13 protein-coding genes are annotated in these 15554 nt (G+C 63.9%); 7 read left to right on the top strand and 6 right to left on the bottom strand.

Annotation, left to right across the window (positions count from 1 at the left end):
* Position 1: 1 nt before the first annotated feature.
* The 6 genes from G365_RS0106365 to G365_RS0106340 form a co-directional block, all read right to left on the bottom strand.
* Positions 2–724 carry an N-acetylmuramoyl-L-alanine amidase gene (locus G365_RS0106365; RefSeq protein ID WP_019644671.1) on the bottom strand — a complete coding sequence of 241 codons (723 nt, stop codon included), beginning with the start codon at positions 722–724 and terminating at the stop codon, positions 2–4.
* On the bottom strand, positions 721–2358 hold the full coding sequence (locus G365_RS20600; protein WP_169545063.1) for a methyl-accepting chemotaxis protein: 1638 nt from the start codon (positions 2356–2358) through the stop codon (positions 721–723). The genes G365_RS0106365 and G365_RS20600 overlap by 4 nt, the downstream gene beginning before the upstream one ends.
* Positions 2359–2531: 173 nt before the next feature.
* Positions 2532–4244 (bottom strand): hypothetical protein, encoded by a 1713-nt coding sequence (locus G365_RS0106355; RefSeq protein ID WP_169545061.1) that lies wholly within the window; start codon positions 4242–4244, stop codon positions 2532–2534.
* Positions 4245–4343: 99 nt separating this feature from the next.
* Positions 4344–4817, bottom strand: a complete 474-nt coding sequence (locus tag G365_RS0106350; RefSeq protein WP_019644668.1) for a DNA polymerase III subunit chi — start codon at positions 4815–4817, stop codon at positions 4344–4346.
* A gap of 102 nt (positions 4818–4919) precedes the next feature.
* Positions 4920–5219 carry a ribbon-helix-helix domain-containing protein gene (locus G365_RS20595; protein ID WP_019644667.1) on the bottom strand — a complete coding sequence of 100 codons (300 nt, stop codon included), beginning with the start codon at positions 5217–5219 and terminating at the stop codon, positions 4920–4922.
* 224 nt (positions 5220–5443) lie between these two features.
* Positions 5444–6094 carry an alpha/beta fold hydrolase gene (locus tag G365_RS0106340; RefSeq protein WP_019644666.1) on the bottom strand — a complete coding sequence of 217 codons (651 nt, stop codon included), beginning with the start codon at positions 6092–6094 and terminating at the stop codon, positions 5444–5446.
* A 202-nt stretch (positions 6095–6296) separates the two neighbouring features.
* Between G365_RS0106340 and G365_RS0106335 the strand changes: the two genes are divergently transcribed.
* The 7 genes from G365_RS0106335 to G365_RS0106305 all read left to right on the top strand — a co-directional run bounded on the left by G365_RS0106335 (position 6297) and on the right by G365_RS0106305 (position 15464).
* Positions 6297–7472 carry an efflux RND transporter periplasmic adaptor subunit gene (locus tag G365_RS0106335; protein ID WP_169545060.1) on the top strand — a complete coding sequence of 392 codons (1176 nt, stop codon included), beginning with the start codon at positions 6297–6299 and terminating at the stop codon, positions 7470–7472.
* Between the two features lie 5 nt (positions 7473–7477).
* Complete coding sequence (locus tag G365_RS0106330; protein ID WP_019644664.1) at positions 7478–10588, top strand: efflux RND transporter permease subunit; 3111 nt, start codon at positions 7478–7480, stop codon at positions 10586–10588.
* 130 nt (positions 10589–10718) lie between these two features.
* The gene (locus tag G365_RS0106325) at positions 10719–10991 is read left to right on the top strand and encodes an exodeoxyribonuclease VII small subunit (RefSeq protein ID WP_019644663.1); all 273 of its coding nucleotides are present in this window, start codon (positions 10719–10721) and stop codon (positions 10989–10991) included.
* A gap of 13 nt (positions 10992–11004) precedes the next feature.
* A complete protein-coding gene (locus tag G365_RS0106320; RefSeq protein ID WP_019644662.1) occupies positions 11005–11919 on the top strand; it encodes a polyprenyl synthetase family protein in 915 nt (304 codons plus the stop codon).
* Between the two features lie 137 nt (positions 11920–12056).
* The gene (gene dxs, locus G365_RS0106315; RefSeq protein WP_019644661.1) at positions 12057–13994 is read left to right on the top strand and encodes a 1-deoxy-D-xylulose-5-phosphate synthase; all 1938 of its coding nucleotides are present in this window, start codon (positions 12057–12059) and stop codon (positions 13992–13994) included.
* Between the two features lie 85 nt (positions 13995–14079).
* Positions 14080–14688 (top strand): MarC family protein, encoded by a 609-nt coding sequence (locus G365_RS0106310; protein ID WP_019644660.1) that lies wholly within the window; start codon positions 14080–14082, stop codon positions 14686–14688.
* Positions 14685–15464 carry a TlyA family RNA methyltransferase gene (locus G365_RS0106305; protein ID WP_019644659.1) on the top strand — a complete coding sequence of 260 codons (780 nt, stop codon included), beginning with the start codon at positions 14685–14687 and terminating at the stop codon, positions 15462–15464. Before G365_RS0106310 ends, G365_RS0106305 begins: the two co-directional genes overlap by 4 nt.
* Positions 15465–15554: the final 90 nt, after the last annotated feature.

Raw genomic sequence — 15554 nt, 5'->3', positions numbered from 1 at the left:
CTTAATGCTTCCGGCAAAAGGCGGTGACAGCCTGCGTCACCGCCCCTGCCACCTGATCGCGGAAAGCCGGAGTGATCGCCCGGCTTTCTTCCTCGCGGTTGACGATCACCGCCGCCTCCAGCAGTACCGCGGGCATCGGGGCGGAATGCAGCACCACCAGATCGTCATACCGATATATCCCGCGCCGGGCATCCAGCAGCGGGCGGTTTTCGCCGGGTATCGGCTCGGCATGGTGCAGGCTTGGCCGCAGCCCGGCGGCCAGCAACGCATCGGCCAGATCCTGCCCGACGGCCTGACTGGCGGCAAAGCCGGTATTGCGCCCGGAGACAAAGACCCCGAACCCGGCAAAACGGTCAGAATATGACCGCGCCTTGCCATCCACCTGCCACGGGGTCAGATACTGCGGCTGCACCGAATCATGGTGAATCGACAGAAACAGGTCAGCCCCGGCCTCCGTCGCCTGCCGGGTACGGTCCTTCAGACCGATCGGTCCCCCGGCGGGGTTGATCACCACAGCCTTAACCCCCTGAGCGGTCAGCGATGCCGCCACCTGCTCCGTCAGCGCCCGGTTAAAAAACCACTCCCCGACACCCCGGGCACTGGTGGCGCCCAGCCGGTCTCGGGAATGGCCGGGATCCAGCGCCACCACACAGGCAGCAGCCGGAGCCGCCAGCCCGGCCCCGATCCCAACGGCAACCACCACACCCCACATCCACCTGATCATGCCGTCCGCATATCCGTCAGAAAGGTTTCAACGGCCCCGCGCAGGGACCGGGCCTCAGTATCCAGCACTGCGGCCACATCCGCCAGATCCGATGCACTGCCCGATGTCCGGCCCGCTGCACTGGCAACATCGGCGATCCCCTCAGAAACAGCCCGGTTGCCATCGGCAGCACTCTGCACACTGCGGGCAATCTCAGCCGTCGCGGCACTCTGCTGCTCAGCGGCGGCGGCAATGCCCGAGATCACCTCATCCACCTGCCGGATCGTCTCCACCACATCCTGTATCGCCGTCCGGCTGTCCAGCGTGGCCGCCTGCACAGCCTGCACCTGACCGGCGATTTCTGCCGTGGCCCGCGCTGTCTGCGCGGCCAGCGTCTTGACCTCATTGGCAACAACGGCAAAGCCTTTTCCGGCCTCTCCGGCCCGGGCAGCCTCGATGGTGGCGTTCAGGGCCAGCAGATTGGTTTGCCCGGCAATCTCAGAAATCAGCCCGACCACTTCACCGATCCGGCCCGCCGCCTCGGCCAGCCCGCTGACCACCTGTTCCGCCCTCTCGACCCCGGAAACAGCCTCGGCGGTAATCCGGCTGGTTTCACCGACCTGCCGGGTGATCTCAAGCACCGATGATCCCAGTTCCTCCGCCGCACTGGCGACCGCCTGCACATCACGGGCAGAGGCTTCCGCCGCAGTATTGACATGGGCGCTCCTCCGCCCGGTCAGATCCGCAACGCCACGCAGGCTGTCTACAGCGTTGCCGGTCCGGGTCAGCCCCGCCGAAACAGCCTCCAGCATCGCAGCCATCCGACGCTCAAACCCGGCTGTGAGATCGGCCTGACGGTGCAGACGGGCCAGATCCTGCTCCTGCCGCAGATGCTTTTCCTGCTCCAGCGCCGCAGCGGCCTGAAGCTTTTGCCGCAGATGGCTGAGACTGTCAGCCATGCTGCAGATTTCACGCACCGACAGGGTGCGCTGCCGCGCTTCCGTCAGGTCGCCGCCAGCCAGCCGGTCCATCTCCTGCGACAGGGCAGCCACATCGGTGTGAACCCGGCGGGAAACGCGCCACGCCGCCAGCCCACCCAGCAGAATCACCCCGCTGATGGCAGCCGCTTCGGTCAACAGACCGAGCAGAAAATCACGGTCAATATCATCAAGATACGCGCCGACACCAACAGTCCAGCGCCATTCCGGCACCTGCGCGACAAAGGCAACCTTTGGCACCTCCTGCCCATCCCGCTTCGTCCGGTAAAAGACGGTGCCACCCCCGGCCACACCGGCAGCAACCAGACGCTTCCGTACTTCGGAGGTGGGTTTGCAGTCCCCCTCCCCTGCCGGATCGGCCGGGTCAAGGATCATGCAGTGACTGTAATCAATCAGGAAAATGTAGTTGCCGCCGTCAAACCGGAAGTGGCGTAACCTCTCCTTCAGGGCCTTCTGTGCCGTGTCCGCATCAGGGCCGGTGGCCGCCTGACGGATCATGGCCGCCGTCCCTTCAGCAATCTGCCGGACACTGGCGACACGGTCCTCAATCATCTGGGTCCGCTTCAGGTAAAGCCCGAAAGCCGAGGTTGCAAGTGTCCCCAAGGCCATCACAACCACCAGCGTGGCAAGATAAACAGACAGGTTCCGCTGCGTCATCGAAGACTGCCCCATTGAGAGAGAACGCCTGCACGCGCAGAGCCACACAGGCGAAAATTGAACGCCTGCTTAGCACCAGTCCGCGCAGTCCCCCTGCGACACCTTGATGAATTTTTATCCGGGGCCACCATCCGACCGGGAAAGGTGGATGGCGGCCCCGGCAGATGAACGGATCAGCCCCTGAACCCGGCCAGCGCAAGTTGCCGGTGCAGATCGCGCAAAGCCTCGTCAGCCTCACTCTGTGACTGACATTCGGACACATAATGCTGAACGAAATTAGGCTGGCGGAGATGTTCGGCAATCCGCATCCGGGCCAGCTCCAGCGCCCGGCCTTCCAGCAGCAGACCGGACGAACAGAACTTAATCAACCGGACCGACCGTTCCCGCAGCCCCAGTTCAGGGTCATCCAGACGGTCGATAAACCCTTCACGCTCAATAAAGTTGACCAGAACGTCGTCAAGCATGCCAATCAGCTGGTTGCGGACGCTCTCCGTCAGCACCGACTCCTGAAGGGCCTTCTGGATATCCGTCACCGCCATCAGGCGGCGGGTCGCCGACAGATTACCGGGCACCAGCTTGTTGATGTCGCCCATCGACTCCTTCAGCTGACTGATCGCTTTGTGCAGAACATCGGCGCAGATCACCCCGGTTTCCGTTTCGGAAATGGAGATCATGTAGCGGATTTTCTGCAGCGGATCGCGGATCATATTGATCATCGCCCCGACCGCCAGCTTCCGCCCGGTCACCCCCCCTTCCTGAAACTGCATACTACAGCGGGAGGTCAGCACTTCTGCCATTTCCGGCCCGCCACGGAAGCCACGGGTGTTGGACAGACGGGCCATCAGCTTCAGGAACGAGTCATGTTCCTGATCCGGGTTAATGCGGTTCAGAGGCTGCTTGCTGCTGATCTGGGCCTTAATACGGTCGAGCAGCACATTGCTCCCCGCAGGCAGGTTGCCGTCGGCAATCAGGCGGCGCAGCACCTGCGCCACTTCCGGCACATCGCGGGGCGGCACATCCTCCACCCGGCCTTCCATCAGGTCAATCAGCCCCATCAGGGCGTTAAACAGTGTGGAACGGCTGCCAAGAATTTCCTGAATGACCTGCGCTGAGCCCAGAATATCAGCGACAAAGCCGTCGATGATCGCCAGATCCTCACGCGGCATGTCGGGAGAAACCGCCTCGAGCAGTTTTTCCAGCTTCGACAGCCAGTTGCGGTTGGTATAAAGCTCCCGCGCGATGGCACAGCGGATCAGGGTATCGCGCTCTTCCGCCCCGCCGATCAGGGTTGCCATTTCGGCCAGCGCGCCGAAATCCTGCAGGCTTTCCTTGAACAGACGCTTTTCTTTCTCCGCACTGCGGGCACGGCGGGCGACGGTGTCCATCCACTTATACAGCTCATCCCGGCGGACGCGGCTGTCAACGCCCAGCGCCGGGGCCTGAAGGCTGGCAATCTTGTCAATCGCCGCAGGATAGACCGGCGGGTCATTATCCATCAGCTTGGCTAGGGCACCGTAGTTATAAAGGATTTCTGACGGACACAGCGTGACGTGATCAAAGTACTTGCGCAGGATTTTCCACATCGTCAGGCGGGCATCCAGACCATACAGGTCATCGGGCCCGGCACAGGGTGGGGCGGTATCGATGGCGACAATCGCCACCTGCACATTGCGTTTTCCGTCACAGGTGCGGTCAAACAACACGGTCGCGGTATATGTACCGTCGTGTCGTTCCCGCTCCCGCTCCACACGCACCGCATCAGCGGCATTGGTTTTCACCAACTTCTCAGCGTGTTGGATCGCTTCGGTCTCAGTCATGAAGATGCGGTCGACAGTCCAGCGTTTCTCGCGGAGGACTTTGACCTCGAATGTATATTTTGGTGGCACAGCGAACCCCAGCTTCTGCCCTCGGGTTAAACTTTCAGCCGCAGCTGATCATGCCAACAGTCGCATTTGATATGTTCACTGCCAATCACTTTTTCAGTCTTACGACTCACGGGTAATATTTTTAGACATTTTTTCGGTCCAGCGCCCGCTTTCTTCCTGCTGCCAGTAGTACAGGGCATGCCCGGACACATCATGCCTGCGCCAACGGCCACGGGCAGCCTCCAGCGCCGCCTCATCCCGGCCATTAAACAGATCAAGAGTACGCGGCAGAGAGTCGGCCAGCGGACTGTCCATGCCGTCACACAGCACCAGCACCCCGGCGCCGTTGGCATTATCCTGCGGGTCATCGGTCAGCCAGACCGGCTGCTCGGTGGGGCGGCCATCGCGCTTGGTGCCATGGGGCAGCCAGCTTCCCTTGTCTTCCCACAGCATCAGGGCCAGATCCTCCACCCGGTCTTCCGACCCGGCCAGCACCATCGCCCGCTGCCCGCTGCTCAGCACGCGGTCGAGCAGACGCGGCAAGGCCTGCTCCAGCCGGAACAGTTGCAGATGATAGAAATCAACGCGCGGCATGGCGGGTACCCCCCTGCGGTCAGTGCGCCCCCCGGAGAAAGGGGATACCGGCGTGTTATAGCCGCAGCACCGCCGGGGGGAAAGATCCGTCAGGGTGCCGGGTCAGGCCCGGCCCGCTGCCAGCCCCACCTGTCCGTTCTGGCCGTGCTGCCCGTTCTGGCGGAACCACTGCAACGCATAGACCCGTGCCGCGCTGGACAGATTGCCGGGGTCATCCCCGGCGCGGGCGGAATCGATCTCTGCGATCAGGGCGTTCAGACTTAGGCCCCGTACGGCGGCGATGTCCCGCAGGGCATCCCAGAAGCTGTCTTCCAGCGAAATTGACGTCGAATGACGGGCAATGCGGACGCTGCGCTTAATCACGGCGTTCGATCCGCTGCCCGGTTCTGAATGACTGGTCATGTGGCCTTCCCACGGGGGGAGTGTTCCCCCCTTCTCTTCCCATCCTGCGACACCCGCCAGCTGAAATGCCGGTTTTATACCGGCTTTGGTCTTCCCCAACCCTTCCGCTGGCTGACACGGCTTTCCCTACTCTGTACTGATTACAATATTTCCATATTAGAAACATGGGTATTATGCCACAGCACAACAGGCCCGACGAGAGGGTTTTACAGCCCGGCACCGCCTTATAAAGCGGTCAGAAACGCCGTCACAGCCGCAACAGCCGCCTGCAGGTTCTCCGCCTCGGTAACCCCGGCGCTGCGCCGGGGTTTGAACGAATGATCACCGTCTGGCAACCAGTGCAGACGGATATGCGGCGGCAGATCCTGTGCCGAGACAAAGCCCCGGTCCCCCAGCGCATCACGCTCACCCTGTACGATCAGCATCGGCAGCGGGTTGGCATACAGGGCCTGCAGGCGCTTGGCCGCCGCCTCTGGCTTTCCGGCCGGATGAAACGGATAGCCCAGAGCCACCACCGCCCGCACATCCCCCGGCCGGTCCGCCGCCAGCAGGGTGGCCATCCGCCCCCCCATCGACTTCCCGGCAATCACCAGCGGAACCCCGGGATGCGCCTGCCGCACCTGCCCCAGAACCGCCCGCCAGCAGTCGAGAAGGACCGGCTCGCGGTCAGGTGGACGCCTGCCTTCCCCCGCCCGCAGCCGGGCCATGTAAGGAAACTCAAACCGGGCCACGCGGAGGCCCCTACCCGCCAGCCCCGCCGCCACGGCAGCCTGAAACGGGCTGTCCATCGGGGCCCCGGCCCCATGCGCCAGCACCAGAACAGTGGCGGCATCCGCCGGGCCATCCCACAGGATATGGATCGCCTGCCCTGTCATTGCCTCTTCTCCTGCCATCTTCAGTCCACTGCGGATGAAACTGGTCGTGTTACAAAATTTAACCGCCGTCAACCGTTGCATTCCGCCCCGGAACGCGCATCTTGTGGCGAAGAGTTTCAGGACTGCTCATGAACAGGGCCACCAACAGACCCCGCCCACCGGGGCACCGCAGAAAAACAGCAAAACAGCAGAGTGGATGCAGATGCAGCGTCGCGTGATCTTGACCGGGGTGGCAGTTGTGGCCATGGCCGCAGCGGGAATGTGGTGGAGCCAGAGTAAAACCGACGGGGGCAAACCTGCCGGGGGCACCGCCGCACAGGGCAGCCCCGGCGCCGAGAAACGCCCGGTGCCGGTGGTGCTGGCCCCGGTGACCCGCCAGCCGGTCGACCTGAAGCTGACCACCATCGGCACCGCCCAGCCGGTCGCCACCGTTGCGGTGCGGGCCCGTATCGACAGCCTGATCGAACAGGTGCACTTCACCGAAGGGCAGGAAGTACAGGCCGGAGATCTGCTGTTCACCCTTGATGACCGCAGCCTGCGCGCCCAGCTGGCACAGGCCGAGGCCAATCAGGAACGCGACCGCGCCCAGCTTGAGAAAAGCCGCAGCGACGTCACCCGCTACGCTGAACTGGTCCGCCAGAATGCGGCCCCCCGCCAGCAGTACGACACCGCCGTCGCCACCGCCAATGCGCTGGAAGGCACGATCAAAGCCAATCAGGCGGCGATTGAAAGCGCCCGCACCGCGCTGAGCTTTACCAAAATCATCGCCCCGATGTCAGCCCGCACCGGGGAAGTGACCGTCAAGCCGGGGGCCTCGGTCCGGGCCGGGGATGCCACCGCGCTGGTCACCCTGACCCAGCTGCGCCCGATTCAGGTCTCCTTCCGGGTGGCTGAACGGAACCTGCCCGGTCTGCGGCAGGCCATGGCACAGGGCACGGTGCGCGTTGCGGCGCAGGTGCCCGGGGATACCGCCACCCCGCCGGAACAGGGGACGCTGGTGTTCATCGACAGTCAGGTCGAACAGCAGAGCGGCACCGTTCTGGCAAAGGCAGAGTTCACCAACAGCAACACCCGCCTGTGGCCCGGCCAGTTTGTTGACGTCACCGCCATTCTGCGTACCGATGCCGACGCCCTGACCGTACCGGTGGAAGCGGTACAGGCCAGCCAGAAAGGGCCGTTCGTTTACGTTATCGACACAGACGGCAAAGCCCAGATGCATCCGGTCACCGTCGCCCGCCTGACTGACGGGCTGGCGGTGCTGACCGGCGGTGTAAAGGAAGGGGACCGGGTGGTCCGTGACGGTGCATCCCGCCTGATCCCCGGCAGTGCCGTGGTTGAGTCCGGTGCCAAAGCCCCGTCTGCCAGCAGCGGGAGCTGACCGCCATGAATGTTTCGGAACTCTGTATCCGCCGCCCGGTGATGACGCTTCTGCTGTCAATCGCCGTGGTGGTCCTCGGGCTGTTTGCCTATAAAAAGCTGCCGGTCGCCGCGCTGCCAAGCGTCGATTTTCCGGTGATCAACGTCTCCGCCAGCCTGCCCGGTGCCAGCCCGGAAACCATGGCGGCCTCGGTGGCGACCGTGCTGGAGCGGGAATTCTCGACCATCGCCGGGGTGGAAAGCATCACCTCGTCCTCCAACCTCGGATCGACCTCGATTTCCATCCAGTTTGTGCTGGACCGCAATATCGACAGTGCGGCGGCGGATGTGCAGGCGGCGATCAACCGCACCCTGCGCCGCCTGCCGTCAGAGATGACGACGCCCCCCAGCTACCGCAAGGTCAACCCGGCGGATGCCGCCATTGTGCTGCTGGCCCTCAGCTCGCCGACCATGCCGCTGTCACAGCTGAACGACTTTGCCGAAACCGTGGTGCAGCCGCGCATCGCCACCCTGTCCGGGGTGGCGCAGGTGCTGGTCTACGGGTCGCAGAAATATGCTGTGCGGGTACAGGTGGAACCCAATGCGCTGGCCCTGCGCGGCATCGGGCTGGATGACGTGCAGAAGGCGTTGGCCTCGGCCAATTCCAACACTCCTGTCGGCAGCCTCAGCGGGGCGCGGCAGCAGATGATCCTGACCTCCAACCCGCAGCTGCCGGATGCTGACGCCTTCCGCAATCTGATCATTGCCTGGCGCGGCAATGCCCCGGTCCGCCTGGGGGATGTCGCCACCGTGCTGGACAGTGTGGAAAATGCCCGTACCGCCAGCTGGTACAATGGCACCCGTGCCATCGTGCTGGCCGTGCAGCGCCAGCCGGAAGCCAACACGGTGGAGGTGGTCGATCTGGTGCGGCAGCAGCTGCCCGCCTTCCGGGCCCAGTTGCCGCCTTCGGTGTCGATTGACCTGATGAACGACCGCTCCACCTCAATCCGTGAAGCCGTGGAGGACGTGGAGTTTACCCTGATCCTGACCATCGTTCTGGTGGTGATGGTGATTTTCCTGTTCCTGCGGCGGGCGGCGGCAACGCTGATCCCGACTCTGGCGGTGCCGATCTCGCTGGTCGCCACCGCCGGGGCCATGTATCTGCTCGGGTTTTCGGTCGATAACATTTCGCTGCTGGCGCTGACCCTGTCGGTGGGGCTGGTGGTCGATGACGCCATCGTCATGCTGGAAAACATCGTCCGCTATATCGAAGAAGGGCTGAAGCCGTTCGACGCCGCCATCAAAGGGGCGCGGGAAATCGGCTTCACCATTCTGTCCATCACCCTGTCGCTGGTGGCGGTGTTTATCCCCATCCTGCTGATGGGCGGGGTGGTCGGCAAAGTGTTCCACGAATTCGCCGTGGTGGTGACCATCGCCATCATGGTGTCAGCCGTGGTCTCGCTGACCCTGACCCCGATGCTGTGTTCCCGCTTCCTGACCCGCGAAAAACACGGGGAGGAAGAAGGCCCGGTCGGCCGGGCACTGGAAGCCGGGTTCGATGCCCTGCTGCGCGGCTACAAACGCGGCCTGCTGTGGTCCCTTGACCATATGGCGGTGATGGGTCTGCTGATGATCGCCACCGTGATCGGCACCGTTGTCCTGTTCCGCGAAGTGCCGAAAGGCTTTTTCCCGACGGAAGATATCGGCCAGCTGTCCGTCTCGGTGGAGGCGGCCCCTGACATTTCCTTCGATGCAATGGTCGAAAAGCAGAAGCTGGTGGCCGCCACCGTTCAGGCCCATCCGGCAGTCGCCGGGGCCACCTCCGCCATCGGCGGCGGGGCCAGCTCGGTCATCAGCTCCGGCCGGATGTTCGTCACCCTGAAACCGCGCAGCGAACGGCCCGGGATTGAAAAGGTGATTCAGGATCTGCGGAAGGAAGTCGGCAAAATCCCCGGTATCGCCGTTTACCTCAACCCGGTGCAGAACCTGCGGATCGGGGCGCGGTCATCGAAAAACACCTATCAGTATACCTTACAGGGGCTGGACCTGCATGACCTGTACGACTGGTCAGACAAACTGCAGGACGCCATGCGGCGGATCCCCCAGCTTCAGGACGTCGCCTCGGATCTGGAACGGAATAACCCGCAGGTCTACATCGACATCAACCGGGAAAAGGCCGCCAGCCTCGGCGTTAACGTCGATCAGGTCAGGTCCACCCTGTACAGTGCCTTCGGCCAGCGCGAAGCGGCGACTATCTATACCCCGTCAAACGACTATGCGGTGCTGATCGAGCTGGACCCCCGCTATCAGCAGGATGAATCAGCCCTGTCGCTGGTTTATGTCCGCTCCTCGACCGGGTCTCTGGTCTCGCTGGATTCCTTTGCGGCGGTCCGCCGCACCGTCGGGCCGCTGTCGGTCAACCATCAGGGGCAGATGCCGGCGGTAACCCTGTCCTTCAACCTTGCCCCCGGCGTGTCGCTCGGCGATGCGGTTGACCTGATCCATGAAGCCGAACGGGCACTGGCGATGCCGGTGACCATCACCACCAGCTTTGCCGGTACAGCGCAGGTGTTCCAGCAGACCCTGTCCAATCAGGGGGTGCTTCTGGCTGCCGCCGTGCTGGTGATTTATGTGGTGCTGGGCATTCTCTATGAAAGCTTCATCCACCCGATCACCATCCTCTCCGGCCTGCCCTCCGCCAGTCTGGGGGCACTGGCAACCCTGATCTTATTCAAGGAAGATCTAAGCGTCATCGCCATCATCGGCCTGCTGATGCTGATCGGGATCGTCAAGAAAAACGCCATCATGATGATCGACTTTGCGGTGGCGGCCCGGCGGGAACAGAACCTGTCCCCGCGGGAAGCGATCGAGCAGGCCTGCCTGCTGCGCTTCCGCCCGATCATGATGACCACCATGACCGCCCTGATGGGCACCCTGCCGATCGCCATCGCCTTCGGGGCGGCTGCGGAACTGCGCCGCCCGCTGGGGCTGGCGGTGGTCGGCGGGCTGGTGGTGTCGCAGACGCTGACCCTGTTCATCACCCCGGTGCTGTACCTGTATTTTGAACGGTTGAGCCAGTGGCTGCAGGGCCTTGGCCGCCGCCCGGACAGCTCCGACGCCCCGCAGGCGGCAGAGTAAACCACGGCACCGACCGCAGGCGGGGAAGGAAGGAATCCGCCCCCGCCTGCGCTGTCGTCTTGCCAGCCGGGATCTACGGGCTATATTCTGGCCGCCATTCCGCCCGTCCGACAGACCGGACACCCAGATCATGGGGAAGCCCGACAGCATGACCGATACCGCCCTGCCCGCCGAGATCGCAGCCCTGAGCTTCGAGGACGCCCTGCGCGAACTGGAACAGATCGTGCAGCAGCTGGAACGCGGACAGGTCCGCCTTGATGAAGCCGTCACCGCTTACGAGCGCGGATCGCACCTGAAACGCCACTGCGAGCGCCGTCTGGCCGAAGCCCGCACCAAGGTGGAAAAAATCATGGTTTCCGCCGACGGCACCGCCGCCGGAACCGCCCCGTTTGATCCGGTTTAAGGGGACTGCCCGCATGCCCGGTATGAGCGACGCCCTGCAGGCTGCCCTGCGTGACCGCGCCGAAGCGGTGGACAGCACCCTTGATCTGCTGATCCCCGATGTGACCGACCCGGAAGGGCGGGTCTTCGAGGCCATGCGCTATTCCGTCCTTGGCGGCGGCAAACGCCTGCGCCCGTTTCTGGTGCTGACCACCGCCGAGATGTTCCGCGTGGCGGAGCGGTCGGCCCTGCGCACCGCCGCCGCGGTGGAGATGCTGCACTGCTATTCATTGATCCATGATGACCTTCCGGCCATGGATAATGATGACATGCGCCGTGGCCGCCCCACCTGTCACCGCCGCTTTGATGAGGCGACCGCCATTCTGGCCGGGGATGCCCTGCTGACCCGGGCGTTTGAGGTGCTCGCCGCCGAAACAACCCATGCCGATCCGTCGGTGCGCTGCCAGCTGGTCAGCGAGCTGGCCCGGGCCGCCGGGCCGCACGGCATGGTCGGCGGACAGATGGTTGACCTGCTGACCGAGCGTCACGGCGAAGCCCGCGATGCGCTGGATGTCGCGGCCATCACCCGGATGCACCAGATGAAGACCGGGCGGATCATCGGCTTTTCGTGCATGGCCGGGGCGATCCTCGGCAAGGCCCCGCCCCAGCTGCGGCATGCCCTGCAGGCCTATGCCCATGATCTGGGGCTGGCGTTCCAGATTGTTGATGATCTGCTGGATGTGGAAGGCGACCCGGCCACCCTTGGCAAGTCTCTGGGCAAGGATGCCGCCTCGGGCAAAGTGACCTTTGTCACCCTGCTGGGGCTGGACCGGGCCCGCGACCATGCCCGCATCCTTGGTGAACAGGCCATTTCCCACCTGAAGGTGTTTGACGGCGAGGCAGACCTGCTGCGCGATGTGGTCCAATACGTTCTGGACCGGAAATCCTGATCCAATTATGACGTTCCGGCGGTTGGCGTTCGTTCCCGCCGCCGGGATCTGTTATTGTCGGATTCATTCCCCGCGCCGGGCGGACCGGCTATGCCTGTCCGCCCCGGTGATCTTTACTGAAGCTGTAGAGTCTGCCCGTGTCCACTCCCGCCACTCCGCGCCCGGTCACCCCGCTGCTTGACACCATCGGCTCCCCCGCCGACCTCAAGGCCCTGAAGCCTGAGGATCTGGTGCAACTGGCGCAGGAAGTCCGGGACGAAATGATCGACGCCGTGTCCACCACCGGCGGGCACCTTGGCGCAGGGCTGGGGGTGGTGGAACTGACCGTTGCCCTGCACCATGTCTTCGACACCCCGGCTGACCGCCTGATCTGGGATGTCGGGCATCAGTGCTACCCCCACAAGATCCTTACCGGGCGGCGGGACCGCATCCGCACCCTGCGGCAGGGGGGCGGACTGTCGGGGTTCACCAACCGGTTTGAAAGCGAGTATGACCCGTTCGGGGCCGGGCACAGCTCCACCTCGATTTCCGCCGGTCTCGGCATGGCAGTCGCCCGCGACCTCGCCGGGGGCAAAAACCACGTCATCGCTGTCATCGGCGATGGTGCCATGAGCGCCGGGATGGCCTATGAGGCGATGAACAACGCCGGGGCGATGGACAGCCGCCTGATCGTCATCCTGAATGACAACGACATGTCAATCGCGCCGCCGGTCGGGGCGATGAGTGCCTATCTGTCAAAGCTGATCTCCTCGAAATCCTATGTCTCGCTGCGGCACCTGCTGAAGGATCTGTCCTCGCGGTTCCCCGGTCCGGTCAAGCGCGCCGCCCAGCGGGCGGAGGAATACGCCCGGGGCATGGTCACCGGCGGCACCCTGTTTGAAGAGCTTGGCTTCTACTACGTCGGCCCGATCGACGGCCATCAGATGGACCATCTGGTGCCGGTGCTGAAGAACGTGCGGGATCATGGCGAAGGGCCGGTGCTGATCCACGTGGTGACCCAGAAGGGCAAGGGCTATCCGCCGGCCGAAGCCGCTGCCGACAAATACCACGGGGTCGCCCGCTTTAATGTCGTCACCGGCGCGCAGGAAAAAGGCAAACCCAACGCCCCCAGCTACACCGGGGTTTTTGCCAAGGCGCTGACCGCCGCCGCCCGCAATGACGATAAAATCGTCGCCATCACCGCCGCCATGCCCGCCGGGACCGGGCTGGACGTGTTCGCGCGGGAATTTCCCGCCCGTACCTTTGATGTCGGCATCGCCGAACAGCACGCCGTCACCTTTGCCGCCGGTCTGGCCTGCGAAGGCTATAAGCCGTTCACCGCCCTCTATTCCACCTTCCTGCAACGCGGGTTCGATCAGGTGGTGCATGACGTGGCGATCCAGAACCTGCCGGTCCGCTTTGCCATCGACCGCGCCGGAATGGTCGGCGCCGACGGGGCAACCCATCACGGTTCTTTCGACCTCTGCTATCTCTGCTGTCTGCCCAACATGGTGGTAATGGCCCCGTCTGACGAGGCCGAACTGGTCCATGCCGTTGCCACCGCCGCCGCCTATGACAGCGGCCCGATTGCCTTCCGCTACCCGCGTGGCGAAGGTACCGGCGTGCCCCTGCCGGAAACCGGTGAGGTGCTGGAACTCGGCAAAGGCCGGATCATCCGCAACGGGCGCAGCGTCGCGCTGCTGGCGCTGGGGCCGATCCTGCACCAGTGTACCGCCGCCGCCGATGACCTGCAGGCGCATGGCCTGTCAGTGACAGTCGCCGATGCCCGCTTTGCCAAGCCGCTGGATGCCGCCCTGCTGGCTGATCTGGCCAGCCGCCACGATGTGCTGATCACGGTGGAAGACAGCGCCCGCGGCGGGTTTGGCGCCATGGTGCTGACCCACCTGTCTGACACCGGGGCGCTGGATGGCGGCCTGAAGGTGCGGACCCTCGGCCTGCCAGACATCTTCATTGAGCATGAAAGCCCGGCCCGGCAGCTGGAACTGGCAGGGCTGACCGCCCGGCAGATTGCCGCCCGTGTTCTCGATATTCTGGGGCAGACCCAGCCGGAAGCCGGATCGGCCTCTCCGGCCTGACCGGTCAGCCTTGCCACACTCTGCCCGTCACGGTGCCCGGCCCGGCACCGTGACGGTTTTCTCATTTCCGGACAGGAGCACCGGCATGACCGTCACTTCCGCGGTGATCACCCTGTTTCTGCTGATGGATCCACTCGGCAACGCCCCGATTTTCCTGTCGGTTCTCGGCAAGCTGGAAAACCGCAAACGCCGCCTTGCCATCCTGCGCGAACTGTCTTTCGCCCTGATCATCCTGATGGTCTTCCTGTTCTTCGGCAAAGTGATCCTGACCTCGCTGGGGATCTCTACCCCGGCGCTGTCGGTGGCCGGGGGCGTGGTGCTGTTTCTGGTGGCGCTGCGGATGATCTTCCCCGGCCGTCATGGCGGCATTGCCGGAAACAGTGACGATGCCGACCCGTGGCTGGTGCCGCTGGCAATCCCGCTGGTGGCCGGGCCGTCAAGCATGGCGTTTGTGATGCTGCTGGCCACGCAGGAACCGGGCCGGATGACCGACTGGCTGACCGCCGTTCTGGTGGCCTGGCTGATCGGCGGAGCCATCATTTTCGCCGCTGACTTCGGCCGCCGCTGGCTGAAGGATAAGGGCCTGAACCTGATGGAACGCCTGATGGGGATGATTCTGGTGGTGGTGGCCGTGCAGATGCTGATGAACGGCATGGCCCAGTACATGGCAACCCTGAAGGACACTGTACCGTGAGTAACAGCAGCCCTGAAAAGGCAGGACCCGAAAAAGTCGGAAAGGAACGTCTGGACCAGATTCTGGTGGACCGGGGACTGGCGGAAAGCCGCACCCGGGCACAGGCGCTGATCATGGCCGGTCTGGTGCTGGTCAACGGCCAGAAAGCTGATAAGCCGGGCACCAAGATCCCCACCGACCGCACGGTGGAACTGAAGGGGCAGGACCACCCCTGGGTCTCACGCGGCGGCCTGAAACTGGAAAAGGGCCTGACCACATTCGGCATCACCCCCACCGGCTGGGTGGGGATGGATGTCGGCTCTTCCACCGGCGGCTTCACCGATGTGCTGCTGACCCACGGTGCCACCCGGGTCTATTCGGTGGATGTCGGGTATGGGCAGCTGGCCCACAAACTGCGCACCGACCCGCGCGTGGTGGTGCTGGAACGCACCAATGCCCGGCACCTGACCGCAGATCAGATCCCCGAGCCGGTCGATATCGTCGTCTGTGATGCCAGCTTTATCGGCCTGCGTACGGTGCTGGAAACCCCGCTGACCTTCCTGAAGCCCGGTGGCTGGCTGGTTGCCCTGATCAAGCCGCAGTTTGAGGTCGGGAAAGAGCGGCTGGGCAAAGGCGGAGTGGTCCGCGACCCGGCCCTGCATGCCGAAGTCTGCGACACCATGCGCGACTGGCTGGGCAACCGCCCCGGCTGGCGGGTCGAAGGCATCACCGAAAGCCCGATCAAAGGACCGGAAGGCAACGTCGAATTCCTGCTGGTCGGGCAGTATCAGCCATAACAGACAAAAGCCCTGTAAATCAGGCTGTTCTGATACGCGCCAAAGGCACCATCGCAGACTTTTCTTTCAACCCCATTGCGGTATACCCTT

Source organism: Novispirillum itersonii subsp. itersonii ATCC 12639, from assembly GCF_000381985.1.
Lineage (GTDB): Bacteria > Pseudomonadota > Alphaproteobacteria > Rhodospirillales > Rhodospirillaceae > Novispirillum > Novispirillum itersonii.
The sequence above is the reverse complement of the archived record's forward strand: the minus strand, read 5'-3'. Positions and strand labels throughout refer to the sequence as shown.

Bases quoted from the DNA above. Each gene is read 5' to 3' on its own strand.
- G365_RS20595 (WP_019644667.1), bottom strand. From the start codon at position 5,219: ATGACCAGTCATTCAGAACCGGGCAGCGGATCGAACGCCGTGATTAAG.
- G365_RS0106320 (WP_019644662.1), top strand. From the start codon at position 11,005: ATGCCCGGTATGAGCGACGCCCTGCAGGCTGCCCTGCGTGACCGCGCC.
- G365_RS0106330 (WP_019644664.1), top strand. From the start codon at position 7,478: ATGAATGTTTCGGAACTCTGTATCCGCCGCCCGGTGATGACGCTTCTG.
- G365_RS0106310 (WP_019644660.1), top strand. From the start codon at position 14,080: ATGACCGTCACTTCCGCGGTGATCACCCTGTTTCTGCTGATGGATCCA.
- G365_RS0106365 (WP_019644671.1), bottom strand. From the start codon at position 724: ATGATCAGGTGGATGTGGGGTGTGGTGGTTGCCGTTGGGATCGGGGCC.
- G365_RS0106350 (WP_019644668.1), bottom strand. From the start codon at position 4,817: ATGCCGCGCGTTGATTTCTATCATCTGCAACTGTTCCGGCTGGAGCAG.
- G365_RS0106340 (WP_019644666.1), bottom strand. From the start codon at position 6,094: ATGACAGGGCAGGCGATCCATATCCTGTGGGATGGCCCGGCGGATGCC.
- G365_RS20600 (WP_169545063.1), bottom strand. From the start codon at position 2,358: ATGACGCAGCGGAACCTGTCTGTTTATCTTGCCACGCTGGTGGTTGTG.
- G365_RS0106335 (WP_169545060.1), top strand. From the start codon at position 6,297: ATGCAGCGTCGCGTGATCTTGACCGGGGTGGCAGTTGTGGCCATGGCC.
- G365_RS0106325 (WP_019644663.1), top strand. From the start codon at position 10,719: ATGGGGAAGCCCGACAGCATGACCGATACCGCCCTGCCCGCCGAGATC.